The organism is Streptomyces sp. NPDC002788 (assembly GCF_053592115.1).
This window is the reverse complement of record NZ_JBSFVB010000022.1, coordinates 24,228-49,325: the sequence shown is the minus strand read 5'-3', so window position 1 is coordinate 49,325 and position 25,098 is coordinate 24,228. Positions and strand designations below refer to the sequence as shown.

Below are 25,098 nucleotides of genomic sequence, written 5' to 3'. Positions count from 1 at the left end.
CCGGCCACCCCAGGGGCCATGCCACCCGCCACGTGAGGACGCGACGCCGGGCGGGCCTTTCCGGTTTTCTCCGCTGCCCGCCAGGTGCGGTACCGGCCGGTTCCCCGTGCGGGGCGACGTCCAGTGGTCGCCGAGGCCGACGCCCAGGCGAGGCGTCCGGCCGCATCCGCGACAGTTGCTCTGGGGCGATTGTCTGTCGTACCGCAAGCCTCGCCTGGCCCGGCTGCCGACCTTCACCATGCCACTGACCTGCACCACCAGGGGGAATGGCTCAGTAAGTCGAAGCAGGGCGCCCGCGCCCGCGACCGCGGCCAGGGCCGCGCGGCGGCGCCGGGTGAGGGCGCGGTCGCGGGCCGAGCCCGGCCGGGGGGTGCCAGACGCGCGCGGGGCCCGGGCCGTGCTGCGGCTGGAAAAAGTCTGTGCGCCGTGCGGTACGGCCGCAATGCTGTGGGACGGCGATCCGACATGTGCACATCCATCAGGGAGATATGCATGACTGGTTTTCGCAGACTCGCCGCCACCCTCGCCGCATGCGGCGCCTTCGCCTTTACCGCACCCGCAGCCCAGGCCGCCCCCGGCCCGCAGGCGCCCGTCCGCACCGCCCCCGCCGCCCCCGCCGAGGCATACGTGGCCAACGCGGCCGCCGCCACCTCGCCCTCCACCTCGCCCAACGCCTCCGCCGGGCACGTCTCCCCGGGGCAGACCTACACCTGCGCCGTCGGCAACCTGTGCGACCTCGTCTGGGATCCCACGGTCGGCAAGTGGGAACTGTTCCGGATGTACAACTGCAACCGCTATTACGTGTACTACTGGAACGGCGACGGCTACTTCTGGAACAACCAGACGTCCGGAACGGTCGCCCGCTTCTACGACCAGAACGGCAGCACGCTGAGGACGGACACGGCACCGACCGGCCAGACGTCTATCAACTGGAACCCGGTGTACTCAATCCGCAACTGCTGAGAACCCCAGGCGCCCTCGCCTCCTGGCCCGCCTGCCGGTTTCCCGAGGGTCCGTACCCCTCACCGCTGGGACGCTGTTGATCGATTCGGGCCTGCTGCGGCGTGATGTCGGCCTTCAACACCTGGTTGAGGCTTTGAAGGCCGACGTTGTCGTGTGGGGTGGGTGAGCGATCCGCGGAGCTGTTCCCGGTGCGGGGCAGCCTCCTCCACGGCGGCGAACGAGTCGGCCGACAGAAAACCGTCACGGCGGGGAACGGTAGAAGCGCTGTCCCGCCGAAGCTTCAAGTCCCTGCCGCCCTCGATTCGGCGTCCTACTGGCCCGCCGTCTCTGACCTGCTCATGCCTCGCGGACGGGGGCGTCCGCCTTTCTCGCGGCCTGCGAGGGCCTGCTTCGAACGCGCAGCGATGCTTTCGGCAAAGCGCGTGACGCGGTCGCGGGCAGGGATCACCGCCCGGTCTGGAATCACCAGGTGCGTAGGTAGGAGGCGATCCGGGTGGCAGTGCAGCGCGGGCTGTTCAGCTCGTGGGCGAGTGCGGTGAGTTGTTCGCGGGTGGGGCTGACCGGAATGTTGCTGGCCTCGAGATACATGACGGCGACGGCGCATGCGACGGTGAGGTTGGAGCGTTCCAGCCAGCGGCAGCGGCCCAGGCTGTGTACGAGGGCGGCGGCGCGGGCGTATGCCCCGTCGTAGACGGGTGTGTCGAGGAGTTCGCCGCGGTGGCGGGCGACGGCAGCGATGGGCACGCCGTAGTCGTCGGCGGCAGGATCGCGGTGCCCGGCCCGTTCCGCCACTTCGAGGATCCAGGATTCGTCGACGTGCAGGATCACGCGGCGGCGCCGGGCTGCGGATCGGCGTACGGGGCGTCGAGCTGCTGCTCCAGGTCGTTGAGGAATGCGCCGTGCTCATCGATGAGCCGCTGGGCGGCTGCCATGCCGGCGGCGCGGGCGCCGGTGGTGTCCTCGATGATGAGTCGCTCGACGTACTTGTTGAAGTCCAGCCGACGGGCGGCTGCGGCGGCCTTGCCCGCCGCGAGCACGTCCTCTTCAAGGCGGACCTGGGTCTGCTTCTTGGTGGAGGTCATCCCTGCATGGTAGCAGGGTGGTATCACACCAGCGGTCGTGAATTCGGAGTGATCCTCGACGCACCCCATAGATCGACACCGGGGGTGCAGCGCGGAGGCAGGAGCTCGCTGGAAGGCCGGCCTGGGGTCCTCGGTGGGTCATGGCCGGCGGGGGCGCGGCCGGCCGCCTGTCGGCCAACACCTACGTGAACAGCGACCCACCGAGCGGCCTTGGCGATTAGTGACTGTGTCCTCTTCGGTCCCTGCTCCTCAGTCCCTGGACAAAAGTGCAGGTCAAGCGGGCGCGAGGCTCAGCTAAGGGACTCAAGGGACTCTGTTTCGCAATTATGAGCCATCCTGGTGTACAGGTACGCGCGGGCGCATCTGTCCCGTATGGCTTGTAGCTGGCCGATAATTGAGGATTCCAGTCCCTACAGTCCCTTGCGGGTGGTCCATTGCGCCTCCGACCTGCGCAAACGTTCAGGGACTGAGGTGAGGGACCAAAGCGCTGCAGCGGGCGGAAGCCTGCTCGGTGACAAGTCCGGCCTAGCTCACGCCCCCGCCCGCCGAGCATGCGCCCGCCGAGCATGCGCCTGCCGGTCATGCGAATCAGGGCCCCTCCAGTCACTCTCAACTCGGACATTGCTCCCATGGGGTGTGCCCTGGAGTGACTCAAGGGACCGTAGGCACCCTGAAAGCTGATAGGCCGCCACGCGGGGGAACTGCCGCCCGCCGCCGCCCCCGGGTCCTAGACTCTCTTCCGAAACACAGTCCCTACAGTCCCTTGGGACCCTCACCACAGCATGCGGTCGGTGCACCTGCTGGGCCTGTCAGGGACTGAAGGAAACGAGAAACTCGAAGAAGGACGACGCGTGCCCGGCCCCAGCGCGACGAGAGTGCCTGCAGGCCCTGCGAGGCCTGCCACACCGCATGCCGTTGCCCGGTGGTGCGCTGAGCAGGGCTGGCCTGTCCATCCCCTTGCGCCGGGCCGCAAGACGCCCGCGGGAAACTGCGCAGCCTGCAAGGACCAGCACCACCAGCCGGCCGACTGCCCCTGCCTTCCCGCAGGCCGACCGTGCCACGGGTTCCACGCCGCGACGACCAACACCGCGCGCATCGACGCCTGGTGGTCCCGCACGCCGTCCTGGGGCGTCGGTGTGGCTTGCGGGGGAGCCGACCTGATCGTCATCGATATCGACGCGCACTCCGCGCCGGTCCCCGACCGCAACCGCCTCCTGCCCGGCATCGCCATCCACGACTCTGTCGACCTGGACGGTCTGGCGTCCGGCTTCGACACCCTCGCGCTCCTGGCGGCACTGCGCCGGCAACCCAGTCCCGCCGACGACGACAGCACGCTGCGCGTGCGTACTCCCTCCGGTGGTCTGCATGTCTGGTACCGAAACCCCAACCCAGCCATGCGCTTCCGCTGCTCGACCGGATCCAGCTCCAAGGTCGCCCTGGCATGGCAGGTCGACGTACGGGCTGACGGCGGCTACATCGTCGCCCCCACCACCCGCACCACCCAGGGGACTTACCTGCCCGATGGGCCGACCCGACTGCCTGCGCCCCTGCCCGGATGGCTCGGCGAAGAACTCTTGAGGACCGGCCACGTGATCCAGCGCCCCCCAGTCCGCCCCGAGCGGGAGGTCCCCCGCGCCCGCCGTCCCCGAACCGCTGCCGGCGGGCGACGTGTTCTGGACCCTTTGCTCCTGGAGGTCGCCGAGTGCGCGGCCACGCGTGAAGGCGCGGCCTTCACCGAGAAGCTCAACAAGGCCGCATACACCGCCGGAGGACTCACGGCAGCCGGGCATCTCGACGAGCACACGGCGCGGACCCTGCTGCTCAAGGCTGCCGAGACCGCGCGCCCCTGGCAGAGTGCCCGCAACGAACGCATCGTCGACGACGCCCTCGCCGCCGGGTCCGCCCGCCCGCTCCACCTCGAAGGACGCTCATGAGCAGCGCCGAGAGCCCGCGCTTCGACGCCGGCGCCGCCGCTCAGCAGATGCTGGACCTCGAACAGGCCGCCCCTCCGCCCGCAGCTCTGCCCGCCCAGGCCAATACGTCCCCGCCCGCTCCCTTCTGGGCGCAGCCGGCCCCCTTGCCCGGCACGCTCACCGACCGCGGCAACGCCAAACTGTTCGTCATGCTCTACCGGAACCAGTTCCGCCATGTCGAGGGCCTGGGCTGGTTCTCCTGGGACGGCTACCGCTGGAAGCGGACCGGTGGCGAGAAAGCCGCCCTTTGGGCCGCAGGCGAGATGGCCGAGGACATGCCGGACAGCGACCCCCGAGGCGTGTTCAGCGACCGCGAGCTCCATCACCACAAAAAGCGCACCCTGTCCACCACCGGGATGAAGGCGCTCCTCACTCAGGCCAAGGCCTCCCCGGATCTCTCCGTCGACCCCGACACCCTCGACGGAGACCCCTACGCCTTGTGCACGCCCGCCGGCGTCGTCGACCTGAACACCGGCCTGCTGCGCAAACCGGACCCCACCCGCGACTTCCACTCCCGCGCCGCCAGCGTCGCCCCCCAGCAGACCCCCACCCCGCGCTGGCACCGCTTCCTGCGCGACACCTTCGGCGACGACGCCGAAGGGCAGGAAATGATCAACTTTCTACACCTGCTGCTCGGCTACTCCATCACGGGCGACGTCGGCGCGCAGGTCCTGCCCTTCCTCCACGGACATGGCAAGAACGGCAAGTCCGTCCTGCTGGACACCATGATCCAAATCCTGGGCGACTACGCCGACGCCGCCCCGCCCGGATTCCTCATGGATCGCGGCGCGTTCTCCGAGCACTCCACCGAACTCACCGAACTCCACGGCCGCCGCCTCATCGTCTGCAGCGAACTCAAGCCCAACGACAAGTTCGACGAAGCGCGCGTCCGGCTACTGACCGGCGGAGACAAAATCAAAGCCCGCCGCATGCGGCAGGACTACTTCTCCTTCAGCCCCACCCACCACCTGTGGCTGCTCGGCAACCACCGCCCCGAAGTGTCCACCGGCGGCTACGCGTTCTGGCGCCGCATCCGCCTGCTGCCCTTCGAACGCACCGTCCCCGACCACCGCAAGATCGACAACCTGGCCTTCGAACTCGTCCGCGACGAAGGCCCCGGCATCCTGCAGTGGCTCATCGAAGGTGCCCGCCGCTACCTCACCACCCGCGACAACCTCGAAGGCCCCGACCGCGTCCGCATCGCCACCACCGCCTACGCCAACACCGAAGACCACATCGGCCGCTTCCTCACCGAATGCTGCACCCGCGACCTCGAAGCCCAGCCCGACCTACGCGTCGAACAAGGCCTCCTCTACACCACCTACGCCTCCTGGTGCAGCAGCGGCGAAGGCATCCGCCCCGCCGGCGCCCGCGCCTTCGCCACCCGCGTCCGGCAGGAAGTCGGCCTCACCTCACCCGCCGACATGATCAAATCGAACGGCCGCAAGTACTACCCCGGCCTCGCCCTGCTGGACACCCCCTCATGAACCAACCCCCGCACCACCGCAGCGAACCGCGCCACAACCGCGCCCACCAGGGCACCCAGATGCCCCTACCCGCCCTCACCGGCCCGGCCTACCATGAAGCCGCCAGGGCAGGCTCAACAACAGGCGGCACACCACACTACGAGGCGGACCGCCGTCCGGCCCGGCACACCAAGGAGGGCAACCAGCTATGAGCTCGCTACTGACCGAGGGCGATCTCACCCACGAAGCACACGTCGTGTGGCTGGAAGATCCCGAAAGCCTCGACTACGTGCGCCAGGCCCTCGACAAGACCCCCCGCCGCCGTAACAAACCCCGCTACGCCCGCGACGGCCGCATGGTCGGCTACGCCGAACTCGACGACCACGCCGAAGCCGACCCTGACAGCGGCCTCTACCGCCGCCGCGTCTTCTTCCTCCTCCCGCACGACCGCGACGCCCAACCCGAAGGCCTCTACCAAGAAGGCGCCCCCGGAGAAGCCGTCGACCCCCGCACCATCGACGTGAAGAAGGTCGGCGAGAAAACCCCCCGCTCCCAGAGCGGACCCGGTGCCATAGCTGGAACGCGCGCCTGACCTCACTGTGCCCGACTCGTGGCGTGCACGGCGAGCGCCCAGCGGCGGCCGTGGTGATCGACCGCACCGACTGAGGCGCCCGACGGTGCGGTGAAGAGCCCAACCCCGCTGTCGGGGGGATCACGCCAGCCGGCAGGCATGGGCCAAGGCTCCGGCCCAGTACACGCTGATGAGGAGGGGCCCGGCCCGGTCGGGGGAGTCGTCGATGTCTTCTGTGAGGTGCCAGGCGTCCGGGAGCATGGCCCATGATCCCGGACGGGCGCGATCCGGGGGAGTGGTTCGTCGCAAGTGCGGGCGGCGGGCGGTCTGCTCGGCATCCGCTCAAGGGATCCTTGAGTCGCTTCGGTCGCTCAGTCGCTGCGGTGGCCGGGGCGCGGGGCCGTGGTGGAGTGCCCGGCCCGCGGGCGGCTACTGAAGGACAGCGACGGGACAAGAGGTCGGTCGCTCCCGGGCGTTCCGGTGAAAACGCAGGTCACAGGCTCACGCAGAAGGCATCAGCGACCGAAGCGACGCAAGGTACGGGTATATGAGGGAGTGGGAGTCTCACGACATGCGCCCGTGTGCGTCATATATGAGGACCTTGAGTCGCTTCAGTCGCTGCTCCTGTCTTCGCAAGGCCCTGAACTGCTGCTTTGTCCGAGGGCTGCGGTAGCGACCGAAGTACGTCCGGTCGCTGGGCCGGTCTCCGGTCCGTGGTATCCAGATCGGCACGTTGGTTTCAGTTCTTTCATAGAGACATCTCCTTGAGCCATGTTCGTTTCGCTAGTCTGTTTGAGTCGTTCAGTCGCTTGGGTCGCTGTTGGGGGATGCGCATGGCTTCTGAGCTGCGGTTCTTAAGCAGCGACTCAAGGCCTTTTGGGGTTCGTCCGCAGGGGGCTCTTCGGTCACTGGCGACCGCCCGGTGGTGCGCGGGCCAGGGATGGCCTGTCCATCCCCTGGCCCCGGGCCGTAAGACACCGGCGGGCAACTGCGCTGCCTGCCGGGTGCCCGGGCACAGCCACCGGGAGTGCGGCTGCCGCGCCGCGGGTCGCTGGTGTCACGGATTCCGTGCCGCCACGCTGGAGTCCGCCAGGATCGAGCAGTGGTGGGGCACCCACCCGGGCCTCGGTGTCGGGGTGGCCTGCGGTCCGGCCGGACTGGTCGTCGTCGACATCGACGCCCATGAGGCGCTGCCGCCCGACCGGGAGCGGCTGCTGCCCGGCATAGGCATCCCCGACGGCGTCGACCTGACCGGACTCGCCACCGGGTTCCACACGATCGGCGTCCTGGCCGCTCTGCGGGGCGCCGTCAGCCCGGCCGACGACGACACGACCCTGCGCGTGCGCACCCCCTCCGGGGGCCTGCACGTCTGGTACCGGGCCCAGCACGGGCACCGGTGGCAGTGCTCCACGGGATCCGGCGGCGGCCGTGCACTGGCCTGGCAGGTCGACTTACGGGCGCACGGCGGATACATCGTCGCCCCGGGGACCGTGACCGAGGCCGGTCCGTACACGCCCGTCGGAAGCGTCCGCGAGGTCGCGCCGCTGCCCGCCTGGCTCGCCCGCGAGCTGGAACGCACCGGGCACCTGCCGCCGGCGACCGGATCCGCGTCCCGGCCGGTGCCGCCGCGTGCCCGGCAGGCGGTGCTCGCCGCCGGCGGCGGCCGCGAAACGGCGGACCGGGTCCTCGGCGGAGTGCTGGCCGAGGTCGCCGCCTGTGCCGCCGTGCCCGAAGGAGCCGCGTTCTCCGAGAAACTGAACCGGGCCGCGTACACGGCCGGTGGCCTGGTCGCCGCGGGCCGTCTCGGACATGCCGCGGCCGAGGAGCTGTTGCGGCAGGTGGCCGAGCAGGCCCGGCCCGGGCAGGAGAGGCGCTACGGCGCCGTCATCCGCGGTGGTCTGGACGCGGGGCGGCGGCGCCCGCTCCTCCCGGGAGGCCGCACATGACGTCCGACCGTCAGGAGGGTCTCTTCGACGCGCAGGGCGTGGCCCGGCAGATTCTCGCCCAGTCCGTGGCAGAGCCCGCCGCGTGGAAGGTCGCCCACGGGCCGGCAGCCGTGGGCGGGGACGTGGCCGGGGGAGAGGCGACCGCTGCCGGCCTGCTGCCGGACACGCTCAGCGACCGCGGCAACGCCAAGCTGTTCGTCAGGCTCTACGCCAACGACTACCGGCACGTACCGGGCCTCGGCTGGTTCCGGTGGGACAACACCCGCTGGCAGGTCGACGAGGACGACACCGTGCTGTGGGCCGCGGGCGACCTGGCGGAATCACTCGCGACGACCGATCCGCGCGGGCTGTTCACCTCCGCGGCGCTCCAGCAGCACCGTCGGCGGGCCCTGAGCACCAGCGGCCTGAACGCGATGCTCACACAGGCCCGGACGGCACCCGGCATGGTCCTCAACGCGGCCCTGCTGGACGCCGATCCGTACGCGCTGTGCACCCCCGACGGGGTCGTGGACCTGCGTACGGGACTGGTCAGGACCCCGGACCCCAACAAGGACTTCCACTCGCGCTCCACCACGGCCGCCCCCGAACCGATGCCCACGCCGCGCTGGCACCGGTTCCTCACCGACACCTTCGGTGTGGACCAGGAGGGCGCGGAGATGATCGACTTCCTTCACCTGCTGCTCGGGTACTCGGTGACCGGGGACGTGGGTGGGCAGGTCATGCCGTTCCTCTTCGGCTCCGGCAGGAACGGCAAGTCGGTGCTGCTGGACGTGCTGATGAAGCTGCTCGGTGACTACGCCGACGCCGCGCCGCCCGGGTTCCTGATGGCCCGCCCCTACGAGGGGCACCCCACCGACCTCGCGGAGCTCCACGGCCGCCGGGTCGTCGTGTGCAGCGAGGTCAAGCCCGGGGACCGCTTCGACGAGGCCCGGGTCAAGCTGCTGACGGGCGGCGACCGCATCAAGGCCCGCCGGATGCGCCAGGACTTCTTCAGCTTCGAGCCCACTCACAAGCTGTGGCTGCTGGGCAATCACCGGCCCGAGGTGGGCACCGGCGGCTTCGCGTTCTGGCGCCGCATGCGGATGATCCCGTTCGAGCGCGTCGTCCCCCACGACCGCAAGATCGACAACCTGGCGGACGTCCTCGTCACCGAGGAGGGCCCCGGAATCCTCAACTGGCTGATCCTGGGCGCCCGTCGGTACCTGAGCGGCGAGAGGGACCTGACCGGGCCCGAACGCGTCCGGATCGCCACCAACGCCTATGCGGAGACCGAGGACCACACGGGGCGTTTCCTCGGCGAGTCCTGCCGCGTGGAGGGCGGCCTCCGGGTCGAACAAGCCAGGCTCTACGCGGCCTACAGGGAGTGGTGCCAGAATGAGGGGTCCCCGGCCGTCTCGTCGCGTGCCTTCGCCGCACGGGTCCGAGAAGTGGTGGGACTGGCCTCTCCCAAGGAGATGATCCTGTCCAACCAGCGCAAGTACTACCCGGGCATCGGACTGGTCGCCGACGAGGAGACAGCATGAGCGCCCTCATCGAAGAGGACGAGATCGAGTACGAGGTCGACCTCGTCTGGCTCGAGGACATCAGTGGTCTCGACTACGTGCGCCAGAGCCTGGACCGGCTGCCGAACCGCCGGGGCAAGCCCCCGTACCACCGGGACGGCCGCATGGTCGGTTACGCGCTGCTGGGCCCCGAGGCCAAGCCCTCCCGCTCGTCGGGCACCTTCCGACGCCGTGTCTTCTGGCTGCTGCCGCACGACCGGGACTCCGACCCCCAGGGCCTGTACGCCACCGGCGCGCCCGCCGAGGCCGTGGATCCGCGCACGCTGGCGCCCGGCGGCAAGGGGCGCAAGACCGAGCGGTCCGAGGGCGGTCCGCCGTCGGCGACGGCACGGGAGCTGGGAGACACGCTGCCGCTTTAGGGGTCCTTGCACTGTGCCCGGGCGGGTCGCGGGGTCTGGCCGTCGGCTGAGGGAAGACGCAGGACACTCCCTGGTACCGGAGCGATCGTCTGTGGACCCGTGTCGACGAGGATCCGGGACCGGGTTTCGACGTGCGTTTCGCCTAGGCCGCAGGCTGGTACGCGGACCATCTCGCCGGGCGGGACCGGTCGCCGGCCTAGGGCTGTCCGACCATGACCGCCGGCCTCGTGCTTCGTCGCTCAGGCCCTGGCGGTCGCCTCGGCGTGCAGCTTCAGCATGTGGTTCTCGCTCATGTCCACCGAGGCCAGCACCGAGGGGACCGCGACGCTGGGCAGCAGGTGACGCAGGAGTGCGGTGACCCGTGTGTGGAGGTCCTGGTGGTTGCTGAGCGCCTGGGACATGGACTGGACGCCCGTGTAGCTTCCCACGAGGATGCCCGCGGTCTCGGCCGGAACGATGTGGGGGAGCAACTCGCCCTGCGCCTGGGCCTTCTCCAGCCGCTCCCGGATCATGTTGTCCCAGCGCAGGAACGACTCGCTGCGGTCGAGACCGTCGGCCAACTGGTCCATGGCGAGCCGTACCGCGGCCTGGACCATGGGATCGGTCTGCAGGCGGTAGCAGTGCAGCAACACCATGTCCACGACTTCCTGGACCTTGGTCGCGCGGTCGGGAACGAAGAAGTCCTGGTTCTGGGAAAGGAGGACCTCCCGAGCCAGCTCCTCCTTCGAGGGGAAGTGGAAGTACAACGCCCCCTTGGTGACGGCGGCTTCCGCGAGGATCTGGGAGATCCTCGTCGCCTGGTATCCGTGCTCCTGGAAGACCTTGGCCGCGGCCAACAGGATCGTCCTGCGTGTACGGATGGCCCGCTCCTGCTCAGCCATGGTGTCCTCCAGTCGATCGAAGTGCCCGGGGATCCCCCCAGTTTGCAAACCATCCAGTCTGTATTTTACAGCCATGTTCCCTCCACCGATATGCCGTCACGCAGGCAGTAGAGACCTCTTGGTCGGAATGGCCGTCGACTGGGACGAGGGGCACCGGAGCGGCGACGGTCCGGACCCGGGCAGGCGCGTGGGCCGGCTGGAAGGCGTCTGGGAGCCTTCCAGCCGGCCCACGGCACGAGGGTGTCGCGGCAGGGTCAGACGGTGGGTGCCGCCACGGTCACGGTGGACCGGAAGACGAGCTCGCCGTCCTGGTGACCGGTCACCTGCACGCACTCCTCGTGTTCCGTGCGGGGCAGGCGGCGGGCCTCGATCACGCAGGGTGTGTCCAACTCGGCATAGCGGCTGAACTCCGCGGTGACGGACAGCGGCGTGGCGCATTCCCCCACGGTCGCCACCGTGGCCTGCCGGGCGGCCTCGAGCAGCATCATGCCCGGTATGTGATCCACCGGGTGCTCGAAGAGCACGGGGTGCCGGGTGTCCACCCGCAGCTGCCAGCGGCCCTCCTGCCCGACAGGTGACAGCACGACGTCCATGGGCGAGACCCGGCCGACGCTCTGGGGCGCCATCGGAGCGGTGAGGGGGAGCTGGGGCCCGGCGCCGTTCAGCCGGTCGGCGCGCAGCCGCTGGTAGACCTTGGGGGCCATGCAGGTGAAGGACGCGCCGCCGGTCGCGACGATGTGCCCGGCGCGGCGCATCACCGTCTGGTAGCGGAACCCGGCCAGGCTCTCCCGGCGCATCTTGATGTCGCTGCAGACGATCTCGATGTCGAGGGAGGCCGGCGCGCCGCCGACGAGGAGGTGTTCCGGCCACGCCGTGAGCGACAGGTCCCACATCAGGAAGTGGTGGCCCAGCGGAACCCCGTACTCCGCGTGCGCCAGCAGGGTGCCCGCCTGGCGCAGCGTCTCCGCCGCGATCAGCGGGTCGTGGCAGCCGTTCACGCCGGTGAAGAAGGTGTGACTGCGGGGCCACTGGGCCGTCACGGCGAACTGGTGGTCGTCCCTGTACTCCCAGTCGGTGAGCATGACCTCGGCGACGCTGGCTCGGTGAACGAACTCCTTGGGAACGGTGGTGGTCAGGGACGGATAACGCAGTGCGGCGGATCTCGTTGCCACCCGGCGGTCGGTCTCCACCTGCTGTGTGCCGCGCGTTGCACGTTCGACGCGAAGTGTGTTCGCAGACATGCCTGCTCCCCCTGGGCCGCGGTTTGCGGAGTTTTTGTGTGGGTCCTCAGGCCGAGAAGATACATACCAGCCGGTTTAGTTTCTAGCGGTATGAAGCACTCCGGCTACGGGTTTTCCGGAGCGGCTCCCACCGTTTCGCCGATGGCTCGCTCTGGAGGCCGACGAAACGATCTGACCTGGCGCTCTGCTCCGCGCGCACGTGACGCGGGGCCGGTCCGCAACGCCGTGGAGGATCTCCCGGCCGGGTGGCTCGGGCCGTGAAGCGGTGGTTTCGAGGAGCCCTCGAGTGGTTCTCCAGCCTTGCGCAACCGGCCCTGGCTGAGGGGGAGTTGCTTCGGCAAGGGCGAGAAACGGGGCGGAGCGGGCCGACGTGCGGCGCCTGCGCGGGTGCGGGAGCGCGCGGGCGGGCTTGAAGGCGGCTCCAGGAAGGCTTGATCGCGTGAACGGGGGTACCTCCGGGCCGCGAAACCCGACCTATCATGCTGTTTTCTGAGAGGGGCTCGGCGCCCGGTCGGTGTTCTGGGATGCGCGGTGCGCGACGGCAGCGCTCGCGACGGGAGCGGACCGGTGCCGGCCCGGGAGGTGAAGCGTGATGGTCATGCAGGGACGGGCGGCGCGCACACGCCAGGCCCTCATCGTCGCGGCGGCCCAGGTGTTCGCCGACGAAGGGTACGTCAGAGCCTCCCTGCCCTTGATCTGCAAACGGGCCGGCATGAGTTCGGGGGCCCTCCATTTCCACTTCGCCAGCAAGGACGCCCTGGCCAGGGAGGTGGAGCGCGCTGCCGTGGACTCCGCGCAGAAGCTGGCGGAACGCCATCGGTCCGCGGCCGGCCCCGCGCTGCAGTCGGTGGTGGACGTCACCAGCGGTCTGATGCACGCGATGGCCTCCGACCCCTTGGTCAGGGCGGGGTTCCGGCTGAGCGGTGACCCCTCCCGCAAGGGCGGCGCGGAGCTGTTCCGGTGGTGGCGTGCCTCGGTTCGCGAACTCGTCGTGCGGGCGCGGGACGCGGGGGAACTGGCACAGGACGTCTCGCCCGAGGACGCGGCGGCGGTGATTGTGGCCGCCACGGTCGGTTTCGAGGCGCTGGCCGGGTGGGACGAGGACTGGCTCTCGGCCGAGCGTGCGGCACGGTTCTGGGACTTCGTCCTGCCGCGCATGGCCGTGTCGCCCGAACCGACCCCGGACGGTGCGAGCCCCGGCATGGGGGAGGTGCTTCCCTAGGCGCAGGTCAGACGTGCTGGCCAGACGAGCAGACGGCGGTGCGGGACGGACGGGCGGGCCGCTCCTCGTGGTCGCCGTGTGGCCTGGAACCCGGCGCTGGCTGGAGAGTCGCTCGAGCGGTACCGGAGTGCGTCGCACAGCGTTGACATACCGCACGTGCTGTTTTTTACTCGGAGCTTCTGGCACGGCGCTTCACAGAGCCTGCAGCAGACGGGGAGACGGCGTGGACATCGGCATACTCGGCTCATTAGCTGTGCGGGAGAGGGGCGTCTCGATCACGCCGACCGCCCCAAAACCGCGTCAGGTGCTCGCCCTGCTGGCTCTTCACGCCGATCAGGTCGTGACGGTCGGCACGCTGACCGAGGAGCTCTGGGGCGCCGCGCCGCCCCGCAGCGCGCGGCCCACCCTGCAGACCTACATTCTCCAGCTGCGCGAGCACATCGCCTGCGCGCTCCGGCAGGGCGAGGGCGGCGAGGAAGGGCAGCGCTGTGCCAAGGACGTCCTGCTGACCGTCCCCGGCGGCTACCTGCTCAAGGGCGGGCAAGGCAGCAGCGACCTGCGGGACTTCGAGCGGCTGGCCGGGCTCGGCTACCGCGCCATGGACGCGGAGGACTACCCCGGGGCGGCCGCCCGGCTGTGTGAGGCGCTCGAGCTGTGGACCGGGCCCGCACTCGCCGACGTGCACGCGGGCATCCATCTGGAGACCGAGATCAGGCGGCTCGAGGAGAGCCGGCTGTGCGCCCTCGACCAGCGGATCGAGGCCGACCTCAGGCTCGGCCGGCACCGCGAGCTGCTCGCCGAACTGACCGTGCTGGTCAGCAGGTACCCCACCCACGAGAGCCTGTGCGGCCAGTACATGCTGGCCCTGCACCGCTCCGGGCGCCGGGGTGAGGCGCTGAACGCCTACCAGCAGCTGCGCGCCAGGCTGGTGCGCAACCTGGGCCTGGAGCCGTCGGCTGCACTGGCCAAGCTCCAGCGTTCCATCCTGATGTCCGGTCCGGCCGGCGCACCGGCGCCCGCCGCCACGTCCCCGGCCGGCCGCCTCACCCCGGTCGGCTGAGCGGGACGGCCGGCCCGGCCGTGGCTCGAGCGCCGCTCGAGGCGCGCGGGACAGCCTGGCGGCGCACTGTGACGAGAGGGGTCGCTCATGCCGTCCCAGCGAGTGCACTCCGCCCGGCGCACCGTCTCCGTGGCCGCACCCGCACACGTCGTCTACGGCATGCTCGCCGACGCCCCGCGCTGGCCGGTGCTCTTGCCCTCGTACGTCCACGTCGAGCGGATGGACTTCGACGGTGCCGGGGAAACGCTGTTGGCCTGGGAGTTCGAGGACGGCCGTGTCCGCTCCTCGCGTCTGCGGCGCACGCTGCGACCGCAGGCGCGCTCCGTCGGCTTCGAGCAGGAGGACCCCGACTGGCCCGGTGACACGGTCGCCGGCTCCTGGAGTGTCGAACCCGACGGCGCCGAACGGTCGCTGGTGACCTTGCGTCAGGAGACGCCGTACCCGTACACGGCCGCGGGGCCGGACGGCCTCGACGCTGACGTGGCCGAGCGGCTGGCCCGGCTGCGGGAGGCGGCCGAGCGGTGGGACAGGCTGGACGAACTGCTGCTGGCCTTCGAGGAGCGGTTGCGCGTCGACGGCCCCGCCGAACTCGTCTACGACTTCCTGTACCGCGTGGAGGACTGGCCCGTGCTGATCCCCCACGTCGACGACAGCAGCGTGCGGGAGGACCGGCCGGGCACGCAGATCGTGGTGCTCCACACGTGCGCGACCGAGGCCGGACCCACGGCAGGCTCCGGCGGGGCGGGCGGCTCCGAGACCGTACGGCTGTGTTTCCCGCACGCCGGGCGCATCGTCTTCAAGGAGACGGCCCCGCCCGGGCCGATCGCCGCGCACAGCGGTGAGTGGAGCCTCGTACCGGACGAGTCGGGGCTGACGGTGGTGTGCGCGCACCGGGTGCTGCTCCGCGAGGAGTCGGTCGAGTCCGCCCTCGGGGCGGGAGCCCTGCCGGTGGACGCCCGCCGGCAGGTGCGCGAGCGGCTGGGGCGGGAGAGCCGGGAGACGCTGCGCCTGGCCAGGTGGCATGCCGAGAGCCCGGTACGCCGGTTGCCATGAGGACGAGGAGGAAGCAGGCGATGACGCTCACCCGACCGGGTCCACTCGCACCGGAGGAGGCCGCGGGGCCCGCCGCGACGCCGCCGCACGCCGATGTGCCGTCCCTCGGCGACGGGCCGTTGTCCGTCGACGTCGTGCTGCGCGCGCGGTGGCTGGAGGTGCTGCTCGGCGACCCCCTCGACCCCGCCGGTCCCCACGGCCGTACGGCGCCGGCCGCCGGGCAGCGGGACCCGGCCGCCTCGGGCGCGCTCGGCGCCGTGCTCCCCGGGCCGGCCGACGTGCGCCGCATCGGCGCCGACGGGATCGTCCGCGTGCTGCGCCCGCTCTTCCGCCGCGACCTGGGCCTCGCTCACGCCTGGGCCGTCCGTCCGCTGTCCGGCGCCGTGGCCGGTGGGGAGACGGGCGGGCCGGGTGGTGAACTGGGCGCGCTGCTCGGTCCGGCGGCGCTGATCGCGGCGGCGGGGGGCGCGCTGCACACGACCGCACGGCTCGTGGACTCCCTCGCCGCGCACGAACCGGGCATACGGCAGTGGCAGCCCGTGCTGGCCGCGGACTTCGCCGACCTGCTGGCCTGCGAGAGCCTGACCGCGGTGGCGCTGCGAGCCTTGGACCCGACCGCGGGCGGGACGCCGGCCCTGACCGCCGCGACCGGCTACATCGTGCCCCAACTGGTCGGCCAGGTCCTGGACGACCTCGAACTCGTCCTGAACGGCAGCGGCTTCGGGCCGGACACCGCCGAACGCCGGGCTCTCGCCAAGCTGGCGGCGGACCGTGTGGCGGCCGGGGCGGACCCGGCGGCCGCGGCCGCCTGCCGGGCACGGCTCGTCCGCGCGCTGCCCTCGCTCGCCGACCCGGCCGGCGCCACCGGCACCTTCCGAGCCGAGGAGGAACCCGGGGAGGGCGGTGAACACGCCGTGCCGCGCGAGCTGTTCCAGCTCGGGCGGACGGTCGCGGCACGTACCGGCAGGCGCGTGGGCGCGGTGTCCACCGCCGACGTCGCCGGGGCCCTGCCCGTCGCCGCCGCCCGCCTGGCCGAGCGCACCGACGACGATCCGGCCGTCGCCGCGCTCACCCGCGTCGCCCGCCGGCTGGCGACCGAGCAGCGGACGCTGCGCCTGCCGTACCCGGCGTCCGGGCCCACCGGCGCGGCCGACCCGGTGGCCCGAGCCCTGGCGGACCGTCAGGCCCTGCTGTTGCTGGCCGCGGCCGTGCTGGGGGTCGGCCAGGAGGCCGAGGGCTTCCTCGGCGGCCCCCACTGGGCGCTGCTCGCGCTCGCCCGCGTCACCCGGCGGCTCGGCGCCCCGCTGCCCGGGCCCACCGTCGACCCGGCCGGTGTCGTGTGGGTGGAGCTCGCCGAGCGGACCCGGCAGGGCGTCGACTGCGACGTGTACGGCACGGAGTTGCTGTGGGCGGGGGCGGGGACGAGGACCGGGGCGGGGGCAGGGACAGAAGCAGGCCGGCGGCGGGGTGGGGGCGGGACATGACCGGCGCAGAGCCCTCCGGGGCGCCGCTGCACGTGGCCGGGCCCGAAGGTCCGTGGGACGAGGTGTGCGACCGGTTCGAGTCCGTGGGGCGGGCCGTCGTCCACACGACCTGGGGCGAGTGGCTGACCTCCGCCCTGCTCGACCCGGAGCTGCGCGGCCTGCTCGGCCGGGACCGGCCGCGCTACCGGCAGAACCCCGTTGCGGCCGGGCGCCTCGCCTTCGCCGTGTCGCGCGTGGTCATGAAGCACACGGCCGCGGCGGTCCTCTACACCGCCCCGGCCGCCCTGGACATCGCCTACCTGCCCGGCGGGCAGCCCACGCTGCGTGGCTTCGGGGGCGAGCTGTGGCTGAGCCTGGCCCACACCGAGGAGCTGATCGTCGTCGCCGTGAGCAGCCGCGGACCGGTGGGCGTGGACACCGAGTCGATCACCCGGCGGGTGTCCTTCGAGGCGCTGCACGGGCAGGTGTGCACCCCCCGGGAGGCCGAAGTGCTCGCCGCGCTGCCCGACGACCGGAGGGCGGCGCGGTTCCTGCGGCTGTGGACGCTGAAGGAGGCGTACACCAAGACGCTCGGGCAGGGGATGCGACGCGGCTTCGGCACCGTCGGCTTCCGCTGGGACGGCGACGGGCACGCGGTGCTCGCCGACGACTCGCCCGCCGCCCGCGCCTGGTCCTTCACCACCAGCCTGGTCCGGGACCGCTATCTGGTCAGCGAGGCCTGCCAGGTCACGGGCCAGGTCGAGGACCGCTTGCGCGACGATCCAGGCGCACTCGCACGGACGGGGCCCTCACCTGCGCAGACAGTACGGTCTTGGGGGCTTGGAGCCCCGGTCGGCGATGAACGGGGGCGGTGAGCGGGACGGCGGGCGGCCGCTGCGGACTGCGAGGCACGGGGCAGGGGGCGGGGTGCGGGAACGATGCGAGAGGAAGGCGGGGGAGCCGGTCCGCCGAGCCGAGAGGGAGACCGGGGAGCCGGTCCGCCACGCCGCGACGGTGGTTCCAGGCATCCGGGAGAGCGGATGAGCAGCCATGACGCGCAGGCCGGGACCGTCCTCGCCGTGGTCCACGAGCCGGGCGGCGCGGCACCCGGCTCCGCGCTGGTCTTCGAACTGTGCGGGCCGCTCGGCACCGCCCAGGCCGAGGCGGTCGCGGCCAGGCTCGCCACCCGGCACCGCACGTACTCCGTCGCCTTGGAGGAGGAGGCGGGCCGGTACCTGGTGCGGCTGAGCCCGGCCGGCGAGGCGGCGGGCCCGGAACCGGTGCCGTTCACCGCGGAGCTGCTGGCCGACCTGCTGCAGCCCCCGTGCCTGGGCACCGTCCCGGTGAGGGGGCACCAGCGCGAGCTGCTGCTCGCCGCCGTGAACCGGCCCGGCGCGGCCGGCCGCCACATCGAGCAGCTCCACTGGTCCTGGACCGGCCCGCTGGACATCGGCCGGTTCACCGCGGCCTGGCAGTCCGTCACCGACCGCGAGGTCGTCCTGCGCGCCTCCTTCGACTGGACCGGCACCCCCCGGCTCGTCCTGCACGAACGGGCGGCCGTCGAGGTCGTCCACCACCGCCACACCACCGTGGCCTGGAACGACCTCCTGCGGCGCGACCGGGCGAGGGAATTCGCCCTGCACCGCCCCGGACTGCTGCGCGTCACCCTGCTCGACGGCCCGCCGCAGCACGACGCGACCGGCCGGACGGCACCGACCCGCATCCTGCTGAGCTACCCCCACGCCCTGCTGGACGAGCGCGGCGCCCAGCTCCTGGTACGGGAGTTCTACCGGGCCTACCTCGCCGACGGCGTCGTACCGGGCGGTGAACGGCGGCCCGACATCCGCGACCACGTGGAGTGGCTCCGGGATCAGGACACCGACGTCGCACGGCGGTTCTGGGCCACGGCCGCCCCGCCCGCGCACGCCGCGGTGAGCCCCGGCCGGCCGGGTGGACGCACCCGCAACTCCGGCCCCGGACGCATCCAGCGCCGTCTGCGCCCCGACCAGACCGCGCGCCTGCGCTCCTGGGCCGCGGCCTGGGGCGCCGGCGAGAGCAGCGCCCTGCACGCGGTCTGGGCGCTGCTGCTGTACCGGGCGGCGGGAGTGCCGGGCCCGGCCCCGGTCAGCTTCGGCATGCACCTCTCCGGGCGCGATCTCATGCTGCGGGGCGCGGCCGACATCCCCGGGCTGCTCGGGAACCCGCTGCCGGTGACCGTCACGGTCGACCCCGCCGCCCCTCTGGTGGACCTGCTGCGGCAGGTGCGCGACGCCGCGCTCGACCTGAGCGCCTACCCCTGGGTGTCCGGTGACCTGATCCGTGAGTGGAGCGGCCGGGACCCCGGTGACCGCCTCACCGACACGCTCGTTCGCTTCGACACCCCGCCCGAGCTGCCCAAGGCGCTGCGGTCGGAACTGAGCGCGCAGGGCATCCGGGTGGAGGTACCGCAGAGCGTCAGCAGCGACACGAGTCTGCCGGTGACCCTCGTCGCGCGGCACGACAGCCGGGGCGGGCTGACGCTGACCGCCACCCACGACCGGGCCGGTCTGTCCGACGCCGACGCCTCCGGGACGCTGTCGCAGTGCATGCACCTGCTGCGCCTGCTGCCGGACCACCACGACGAGCGGGTCACCGTGGCCCAGGTCCTCGACCTGTTGCGGGCGGGCGAGGTGCCGCTGGCGGCGCGGCAGGAGCCCGGGCCGCGCGGTTTCGCCCTCGCGGTGCTGCGCGCCGGGGAGCCGGGGGCGGACGTCATCGGCCTGGTCATGGTCCCGGGAGTGCCGCCCGGTGCCTACGACCTGCTGCTCAGCGAGTACGACGGTCCGGAGCGGATCGTGTCCCTGGTCCTCGACGACGCGGGCGGCCTGCCGCCGCCCCCCGGTCTGCGGGAACTCGGCCCGCGGGAACTGCCGGGTCCCGGACGCCGGCTGGTGCTGTGCGGGTGCGGGCCCGCGGGCCGGGCCGCCTACGAGATCGCCCGCGACGCTCCGTACCGGACCGACGGGCCGACGACCGTGATCATGACGGGGACCGGCGACGCCGCCGAGAGCGCCCGCGCGCTTCTGCGGGCCCTGCGGTCCGTCCGCGCGCGCTCTGTGTGACCCGGTGCGGTGACGGACGCGCGCCGCCGCGCCGCCGCTCGAGCGGAGTGAGAGCGGGCGTCGAGCGCGATGCCCGACGGTGACCGGGACGCCGGAGGAGGGGCATGGGCGATTCGGACCGCGGAACCCTCGGGGAGCAGCAGGAGTCCGCCCTGCGCATCGAGCGAGGACAGCCCGGCGAGGAGGAACTCGCCGCGCTCATGGCCGTGCTGCTCGCGCTGCGGGCGGGCGGGACGCGTGCGGACGAGGAGGCCGGAGGACCGTCGAACGACTCCGGCTGGTGGCGGGGCCCGGACGCCGTACGGGCGCCTCCTCGCCCGCGGTGACGGAGCCCCGTAACAGACCGCACAGTTTTTTTCTGATGCGCCACGCTTGCGCGATGGTTGGTTTCGGTCGTCCCCTCAAGAGCGGCTTGAAAGGGCGTCCATGGGTGGCCGAGTGGCCATCTGGAGGCCACAGTGCGTTGGTGCAAACGTAGTTGAAGGAGCGTGGCGTCGACGGGTATCCCTTGCGGGGGACATTAAAAACGGCTCATGCGGTTTGTTATTGACAGACCGTATGCGCTGTTTTTTAATCAGAGGGCCCGCAGCGCACGCGAACGAGGGAGACGGCGTGGACATCGACGTACTGGGCGCACTGGATGTGAGGGAGAACGGCGTGTCCGTCGCCCCTACCGCGCCGAAGCCCCGCCAGGTCCTGGCCCTGCTGGCCCTGCACGCCGACCGGATCGTCCCGGTCGACTCGCTCGTCGAGGAGCTGTGGTCGGACCGGCCGCCGCGCAGCGCCCGCACCACCCTGCAGACCTACGTCCTGCAACTGCGCGAACTCATCGCCGCGGCCCTGGCGAAGGACCCCGCCCGGGAGGGCGAGCAGCCCCGTACCGCCAAGGACGTACTGATCACCCTGCCCGGGGGATACCTGCTGGCCTGCAACGGCGGCACCAGCGACGTGCGGGAGTTCGACCAGCTGGCCGGCCAGGGCTACCGGGCCATGGACGCGGGCGACTTCACCGGCGCCTCCCGCCTGCTGGGCAGCGCGCTGAAGCTGTGGAACGGCACGGCCTTCGCGGACGTACCGAAGGGACCGCAGCTGACCATGGAGGCCGCGCGGCTCGACGAGAGCCGCCTGTGCGCCTTCGAACAGCGCGTCGAGGCCGGCCTCAGGCTCGGCCGGCACCGCGAACTGGTCGCCGAACTCACGGTGCTGACCAGTCGTCACCCCACGCACGAGAACCTGCACGCCCAGTTCATGGTGGCGCTGCACCGCGCGGGCCGGCGCGGCGAGGCGCTCGGCGTCTACCAGCGGCTGCGCACCAGCCTCGTGCGCGACCTCGGGATCGAACCCTCCCCGCGGCTGCGCCGTCTGCAGCACTCGATCCTGGCCGCCACCCAGGACGGCATGCCCCTGCCCGTGGTGCCGGGGCCCTCCCCGCAGTCCCCGCCGGAGCACAGCCTGGCCCCGGCCGGCTGACCCGCACCACCCGTCCCTTCCCGGGAGACCGGCACCGAACAGGAGGCGCCCGCCTTGACCAGCCAGCCGCAGACCGCTCCGCTTCCGGACCCCGACGGCCCCGCGGCCGACATCCTCGCCGGGCTGACGGCCGTGCTGGCGGACACGCTGGACGTCGAACCCGGCCGGATCGATCCGCGACAGCCCTTCCAGGTGCTGGGCGTGGACTCCATCTTCGCCGCAGAGTTCGTGGCGGCCCTCAACGCCCGCTTCGGCACCGCCATCACCGCGGCCGCGCTCTACGAACACCCCGGTCCGGCCGACCTCGCCCGCCACCTCGCCGCGGCCGGCGTCCAGGCCGCGCCGCAGGGCCGTGCGCCGGCTGCCCCGGAGACCCGCGTCGGCGTGTCCGGCGGGTCCGGTGTGTCCGCCGGGTCCGGCGCGGACGCCGTCCTGGAGGAGCTGCGCAGCCACCTGGCGGCGGCCGTCCGCTGCGACCCCGCCGAACTCGATCCGGAGACCAACTTCCCGCTGCTCGGACTCGACTCGATCCTGGCCGCCGAGTTCGTGGCCGCGGTCAACCGGGCGTACGGGCTCACCGAGCGGCCCGTCACGCTCTACGACCACCCCAGTCTCGCGGCCATGGCGGAGTACATCGCCGGTGCGGCGCCGGGCGCGCCGGGGGCCGGGAGCCTCGCCGGGCCGGGCGCCGCGCCGGACGCGGCACGGAGCGACCTCACCAAGGACGAGGTGAACGCGCTGCTCGACGCGGTGCGCGACGACATGCTCACGGTCGACGAAGCGGTCACCCTGCTGACGCCGCGGCCCGCCTGAACGAGGACAGCACGTGGAGACCATGGACCACAGGGACATCCTGACCCGCTTCAAGAACGGTGACCTGGGCCGTGAGCAGGCGGCGGCCCTCTTGACCGGTGCGGCCCCCCCGGTGGGGGACGCGCACCTCACGACGGCGGTGGCCGAACCGCGTGCCGCCGTGTCCCAGCCCTCGCCGGCGCGTGCCCTGACGACCGCGCCGGCGGGCGGCGGACTTCCCGCCCCGGCGGACGGGTACGCCATCACGGCCATACACGGACGCTTCCCGGACGCGGACGGCCTCGACGCCTTCTGGCACACGGCGGTGCTCGGCGGACGCGAGGCCGGGCGGCAGACCTCGGGCGCCGGTGACGAGACCCCGGTCGCCGGTGTGGAGGGCGCGGTCGCCGGCGAGGGGCCCCCGGACGGTGGTGAGGGGCGGCGGACGGGGCGTTTCCTCGCAGGTGTCGACGCGTTCGACGCCGTCTTCTTCGGACTCACGCCGCAGGACGCCGCGTTGATGGATCCGCAGGAGCGGATCCTGCTCGAAGCGCTCTGGCAGACACTGGAGACGGCCGGCTGCACCGGCGCCCGTCTCGACACGCTCACCGCGGTGGACGGCGAACCGCGCAGCGTCGGTGTCTACGTCGCCCATGGACCCGTCGGCCACGCCCCCGCCGCCCCTGCCCCCGCCGGCCACGCCTCAGCCGCCGCCGGGTCGCGTCCCGTGCCGCCGGCCGGCTGCTGCGCCGGCCTGCCCGCTCGCCTGTCCACCCTGCTGGACCTGCGCGGGCCCGGCCACTGTGTCGGCGGCGGCGAGGCGTCCTTCCTCGTCGCCCTGCACCAGGCGCTGTCCGCGCTGCGTGCCGGGGAGTGCGGCGCCGCCCTGGTCGGCGCCGTCGACCTGCGGCGCGATCCCGCCCGCCGGCACGCGGGAGGCGGCGAAGGCGTGGGGGCCGTACTGCTGCGACCGCTCGCCGCCGCACAGGCCGCCGGCGACACCGTCCACGCGGTCGTGCGGGCCACGGCCGTCGCCCATCCCGGACGACGCGCGCCGGACGCCGCCGACGACCGGCTGGCCCGCCGGACACTGGCCGCGGCGGGCGTCACGGCGGCCGGTGTCGCGCTGCGGGAGACCGGGGCCACCGCGGCGGCCACGACCGGCGACACCGGCGCGGCGACCGGACTGGCGGCCCTCGTGCGTGCCGTGCTGCAACTGCGCCACGGCACGCTGCTGCCCGCCCCCGGCGACTCCTCGGCCGTGGCGTGGGTACGGCCGTACGACGAGTCGGGGCGCGAACTGCCGCGCCGCGCCGCCATCGCCGTACGCGCGACGGCCGGCACCGCGGCCGCCCATGCGCTCCTCGAAGAGCCGCCGCGGCGCAGGCCGGGATCGATTCCGGCAGGGCCGACCGGACCGGCCGGGGCGTCCGAGGAGCTGGTGCTGCTGTCCGCGCCGACACCGGAGCACCTCGTCGCCACGGCCCGGCGGTTCGCCGACCGGGCGCTCCCGGCGGACGGTGTCCAGGGCGCCGTACCGGACGGCGGGCAGGAGCTCGCCGCACTCGCGCGTGAACTCAGGCTGGGCCGGGCCGTGATGGACTGCCGCCTCGCCGTCGTCGTACGGGACACCGGGGAACTGGTCGCCGCGCTCCGGGCGTTCGCCGACGGCCGGCACGGTGCCGGAACCGGCGGTCCCGGCGGGGACGCGCGGTACGCCGATCTGCGCGGCGCCCAGGAGCCCGGTGTGTTGTCCGGGGACCTTCCCGAGACCCGCGCGTACCTGGCGGCGCTGTGGCGGGGGCGCCGGCTCGAGGCGCTGGCGCGGCTGTGGCTGGCCGGGGTGGACGTGACGGCCTCCGACCCGGCCGGTGCGGCGCCGGTGCTGGCGCTGCCCACGAGCGCGATGCTGCGTCGGCCGCTGCGGGAGGCCGGGCGCCCGAGGACGGACGAGCCGACGCCGTCATGACCCTCATAGAACCCGAGACGCGCATTCCCGAGGACCTCCCGCCCTCGGAGCAGGCCGCGCCCGTCAAGTTGTGGCTGTGTGCCAACGACGACCTGACGCCGGCCCTCAGGGACCTGCTCGCCGCGCACTGGCTGGACGAGCAGGAACGGCAGACGGCGGGCAAGTTCCTGTTCGAACGTGACCGGCGGCAGTACCTCGTCGCGCACATCCTCGTCCGGCGGGCGCTGGCGCTGGAGGCCGGACTGGCCGAGGGCGAGCTGGTCATGTGGCGCTCGCGGCGCGGACGCCCCTTCCTGCGGCCGGTGGCGGGCGGACTGCCGCGCGGCGGAACCCACCTGGACTTCAACCTCTCGCACGCCGGCGGCTACAACCTCCTCGGCATCGTCCGCAAGCACCGCATCGGCGTGGACGTCGAGGGCCTCGACCGGGACGCGCGGGGCATCGACACCATCACGGGCACCTTCGCGCCCGAGGAGCAGGAATGGGTGGCGCGGGTGCCGCCGGGCCACGCCCGCGACCGGCGGGTGCTGCGGCTGTGGACGCTGAAGGAGGCGTACTCCAAGGCGCTCGGCCTCGGACTCGGCCTGCCCTTCGACGAGTTCGCCTTCACCCTGGACGACGACCGGGGCGTGACCGCTTTCCGGCCGCCGGAGCAGGACCGGTTCGCGCGGTGGCGCTTCGTGGAGCTGGAGCCGGTGCCCGGTGTCCTGGTCGCGGTCGCCGTACCGGCCGGGGACGGGCAGTCGGCCGTGCTCCAGTTCCACCACGGCTTCCCGTGGGCCCGCGCGGCCCCGCAGGACATCCCGCTGCCCGAACCGGTCGGCCCGGCCGTGTGACACGCGCGGACCCGGACGGACAGGCGCCCGGGAGACGGGACAGGTGCCCGGTGAACGGAGACAGGTGCCCCCGGACGGGCTGTTCCAG

22 protein-coding genes are annotated in these 25,098 nt (G+C 72.5%); 18 read left to right on the top strand and 4 right to left on the bottom strand.

What is annotated here, in order from left to right:
• The first annotated feature begins 492 nt into the window (after positions 1-492).
• Positions 493-963, top strand: coding sequence for a hypothetical protein (locus ACWD1U_RS32265; RefSeq protein ID WP_451112907.1), 471 nt, complete (start codon positions 493-495; stop codon positions 961-963).
• A 462-nt stretch (positions 964-1,425) separates the two neighbouring features.
• Here the strand turns inward: ACWD1U_RS32265 and ACWD1U_RS32260 are convergent, their stop codons facing one another.
• Both ACWD1U_RS32260 and ACWD1U_RS32255 read right to left on the bottom strand, forming a co-directional pair.
• Positions 1,426-1,791 (bottom strand): fic family toxin-antitoxin system, toxin component, encoded by a 366-nt coding sequence (locus tag ACWD1U_RS32260; RefSeq protein WP_451112906.1) that lies wholly within the window; start codon positions 1,789-1,791, stop codon positions 1,426-1,428.
• Positions 1,788-2,045, bottom strand: coding sequence for a hypothetical protein (locus tag ACWD1U_RS32255; RefSeq protein WP_451112905.1), 258 nt, complete (start codon positions 2,043-2,045; stop codon positions 1,788-1,790). Before ACWD1U_RS32255 ends, ACWD1U_RS32260 begins: the two co-directional genes overlap by 4 nt.
• A gap of 782 nt (positions 2,046-2,827) precedes the next feature.
• Here ACWD1U_RS32255 and ACWD1U_RS32250 point away from each other — a divergent pair.
• The 6 genes from ACWD1U_RS32250 (at position 2,828) to ACWD1U_RS32225 (ending at position 9,922) form a co-directional block, all read left to right on the top strand.
• Positions 2,828-3,979, top strand: a complete 1,152-nt coding sequence (locus ACWD1U_RS32250; protein WP_451112904.1) for a bifunctional DNA primase/polymerase — start codon at positions 2,828-2,830, stop codon at positions 3,977-3,979.
• Positions 3,976-5,505 (top strand): DNA primase family protein, encoded by a 1,530-nt coding sequence (locus ACWD1U_RS32245; RefSeq protein WP_451112903.1) that lies wholly within the window; start codon positions 3,976-3,978, stop codon positions 5,503-5,505. Before ACWD1U_RS32250 ends, ACWD1U_RS32245 begins: the two co-directional genes overlap by 4 nt.
• Positions 5,506-5,692: 187 nt before the next feature.
• A complete protein-coding gene (locus ACWD1U_RS32240; RefSeq protein WP_451112902.1) occupies positions 5,693-6,076 on the top strand; it encodes a DUF6009 family protein in 384 nt (127 codons plus the stop codon).
• An 812-nt stretch (positions 6,077-6,888) separates the two neighbouring features.
• Complete coding sequence (locus ACWD1U_RS32235) at positions 6,889-8,001, top strand: bifunctional DNA primase/polymerase (protein WP_451112901.1); 1,113 nt, start codon at positions 6,889-6,891, stop codon at positions 7,999-8,001.
• The gene (locus ACWD1U_RS32230; RefSeq protein WP_451112900.1) at positions 7,998-9,524 is read left to right on the top strand and encodes a DNA primase family protein; all 1,527 of its coding nucleotides are present in this window, start codon (positions 7,998-8,000) and stop codon (positions 9,522-9,524) included. The genes ACWD1U_RS32235 and ACWD1U_RS32230 overlap by 4 nt, the downstream gene beginning before the upstream one ends.
• Positions 9,521-9,922 carry a DUF6009 family protein gene (locus ACWD1U_RS32225; RefSeq protein ID WP_451112899.1) on the top strand — a complete coding sequence of 134 codons (402 nt, stop codon included), beginning with the start codon at positions 9,521-9,523 and terminating at the stop codon, positions 9,920-9,922. Before ACWD1U_RS32230 ends, ACWD1U_RS32225 begins: the two co-directional genes overlap by 4 nt.
• 239 nt (positions 9,923-10,161) lie before the next feature.
• Here ACWD1U_RS32225 and ACWD1U_RS32220 read toward each other — a convergent pair whose 3' ends face one another.
• Positions 10,162-10,803 carry a ScbR family autoregulator-binding transcription factor gene (locus tag ACWD1U_RS32220; RefSeq protein ID WP_451112898.1) on the bottom strand — a complete coding sequence of 214 codons (642 nt, stop codon included), beginning with the start codon at positions 10,801-10,803 and terminating at the stop codon, positions 10,162-10,164.
• A 254-nt stretch (positions 10,804-11,057) separates the two neighbouring features.
• A complete protein-coding gene (locus tag ACWD1U_RS32215) occupies positions 11,058-11,975 on the bottom strand; it encodes a ScbA/BarX family gamma-butyrolactone biosynthesis protein (RefSeq protein ID WP_451112897.1) in 918 nt (305 codons plus the stop codon).
• A 661-nt stretch (positions 11,976-12,636) separates the two neighbouring features.
• Between ACWD1U_RS32215 and ACWD1U_RS32210 the strand changes: the two genes are divergently transcribed.
• From ACWD1U_RS32210 to ACWD1U_RS32160, 11 genes are all read left to right on the top strand, one after another.
• Positions 12,637-13,266, top strand: a complete 630-nt coding sequence (locus ACWD1U_RS32210; protein WP_451112959.1) for a ScbR family autoregulator-binding transcription factor — start codon at positions 12,637-12,639, stop codon at positions 13,264-13,266.
• Positions 13,267-13,489: 223 nt separating this feature from the next.
• Positions 13,490-14,326, top strand: a complete 837-nt coding sequence (locus ACWD1U_RS32205; RefSeq protein ID WP_451112896.1) for an AfsR/SARP family transcriptional regulator — start codon at positions 13,490-13,492, stop codon at positions 14,324-14,326.
• Between the two features lie 87 nt (positions 14,327-14,413).
• Entirely contained in the window at positions 14,414-15,379 is a 966-nt protein-coding gene (locus ACWD1U_RS32200; protein ID WP_451112895.1) for an SRPBCC family protein, read from the top strand.
• A gap of 20 nt (positions 15,380-15,399) precedes the next feature.
• Positions 15,400-16,863 (top strand): hypothetical protein, encoded by a 1,464-nt coding sequence (locus ACWD1U_RS32195; protein WP_451112894.1) that lies wholly within the window; start codon positions 15,400-15,402, stop codon positions 16,861-16,863.
• On the top strand, positions 16,860-17,717 hold the full coding sequence (locus ACWD1U_RS32190; RefSeq protein ID WP_451112893.1) for a 4'-phosphopantetheinyl transferase family protein: 858 nt from the start codon (positions 16,860-16,862) through the stop codon (positions 17,715-17,717). The genes ACWD1U_RS32195 and ACWD1U_RS32190 overlap by 4 nt, the downstream gene beginning before the upstream one ends.
• A gap of 165 nt (positions 17,718-17,882) precedes the next feature.
• Complete coding sequence (locus tag ACWD1U_RS32185; protein WP_451112892.1) at positions 17,883-19,943, top strand: condensation domain-containing protein; 2,061 nt, start codon at positions 17,883-17,885, stop codon at positions 19,941-19,943.
• Between the two features lie 104 nt (positions 19,944-20,047).
• Positions 20,048-20,269, top strand: a complete 222-nt coding sequence (locus ACWD1U_RS32180; RefSeq protein ID WP_451112891.1) for an acyl-CoA carboxylase epsilon subunit — start codon at positions 20,048-20,050, stop codon at positions 20,267-20,269.
• Positions 20,270-20,555: 286 nt separating this feature from the next.
• The gene (locus ACWD1U_RS32175; protein WP_451112890.1) at positions 20,556-21,413 is read left to right on the top strand and encodes an AfsR/SARP family transcriptional regulator; all 858 of its coding nucleotides are present in this window, start codon (positions 20,556-20,558) and stop codon (positions 21,411-21,413) included.
• A 54-nt stretch (positions 21,414-21,467) separates the two neighbouring features.
• The gene (locus tag ACWD1U_RS32170; protein WP_451112889.1) at positions 21,468-22,226 is read left to right on the top strand and encodes an acyl carrier protein; all 759 of its coding nucleotides are present in this window, start codon (positions 21,468-21,470) and stop codon (positions 22,224-22,226) included.
• Between the two features lie 22 nt (positions 22,227-22,248).
• Positions 22,249-24,174 (top strand): beta-ketoacyl synthase N-terminal-like domain-containing protein, encoded by a 1,926-nt coding sequence (locus ACWD1U_RS32165; protein WP_451112958.1) that lies wholly within the window; start codon positions 22,249-22,251, stop codon positions 24,172-24,174.
• The gene (locus tag ACWD1U_RS32160; RefSeq protein ID WP_451112888.1) at positions 24,171-25,010 is read left to right on the top strand and encodes a 4'-phosphopantetheinyl transferase family protein; all 840 of its coding nucleotides are present in this window, start codon (positions 24,171-24,173) and stop codon (positions 25,008-25,010) included. Before ACWD1U_RS32165 ends, ACWD1U_RS32160 begins: the two co-directional genes overlap by 4 nt.
• Positions 25,011-25,098: the final 88 nt, after the last annotated feature.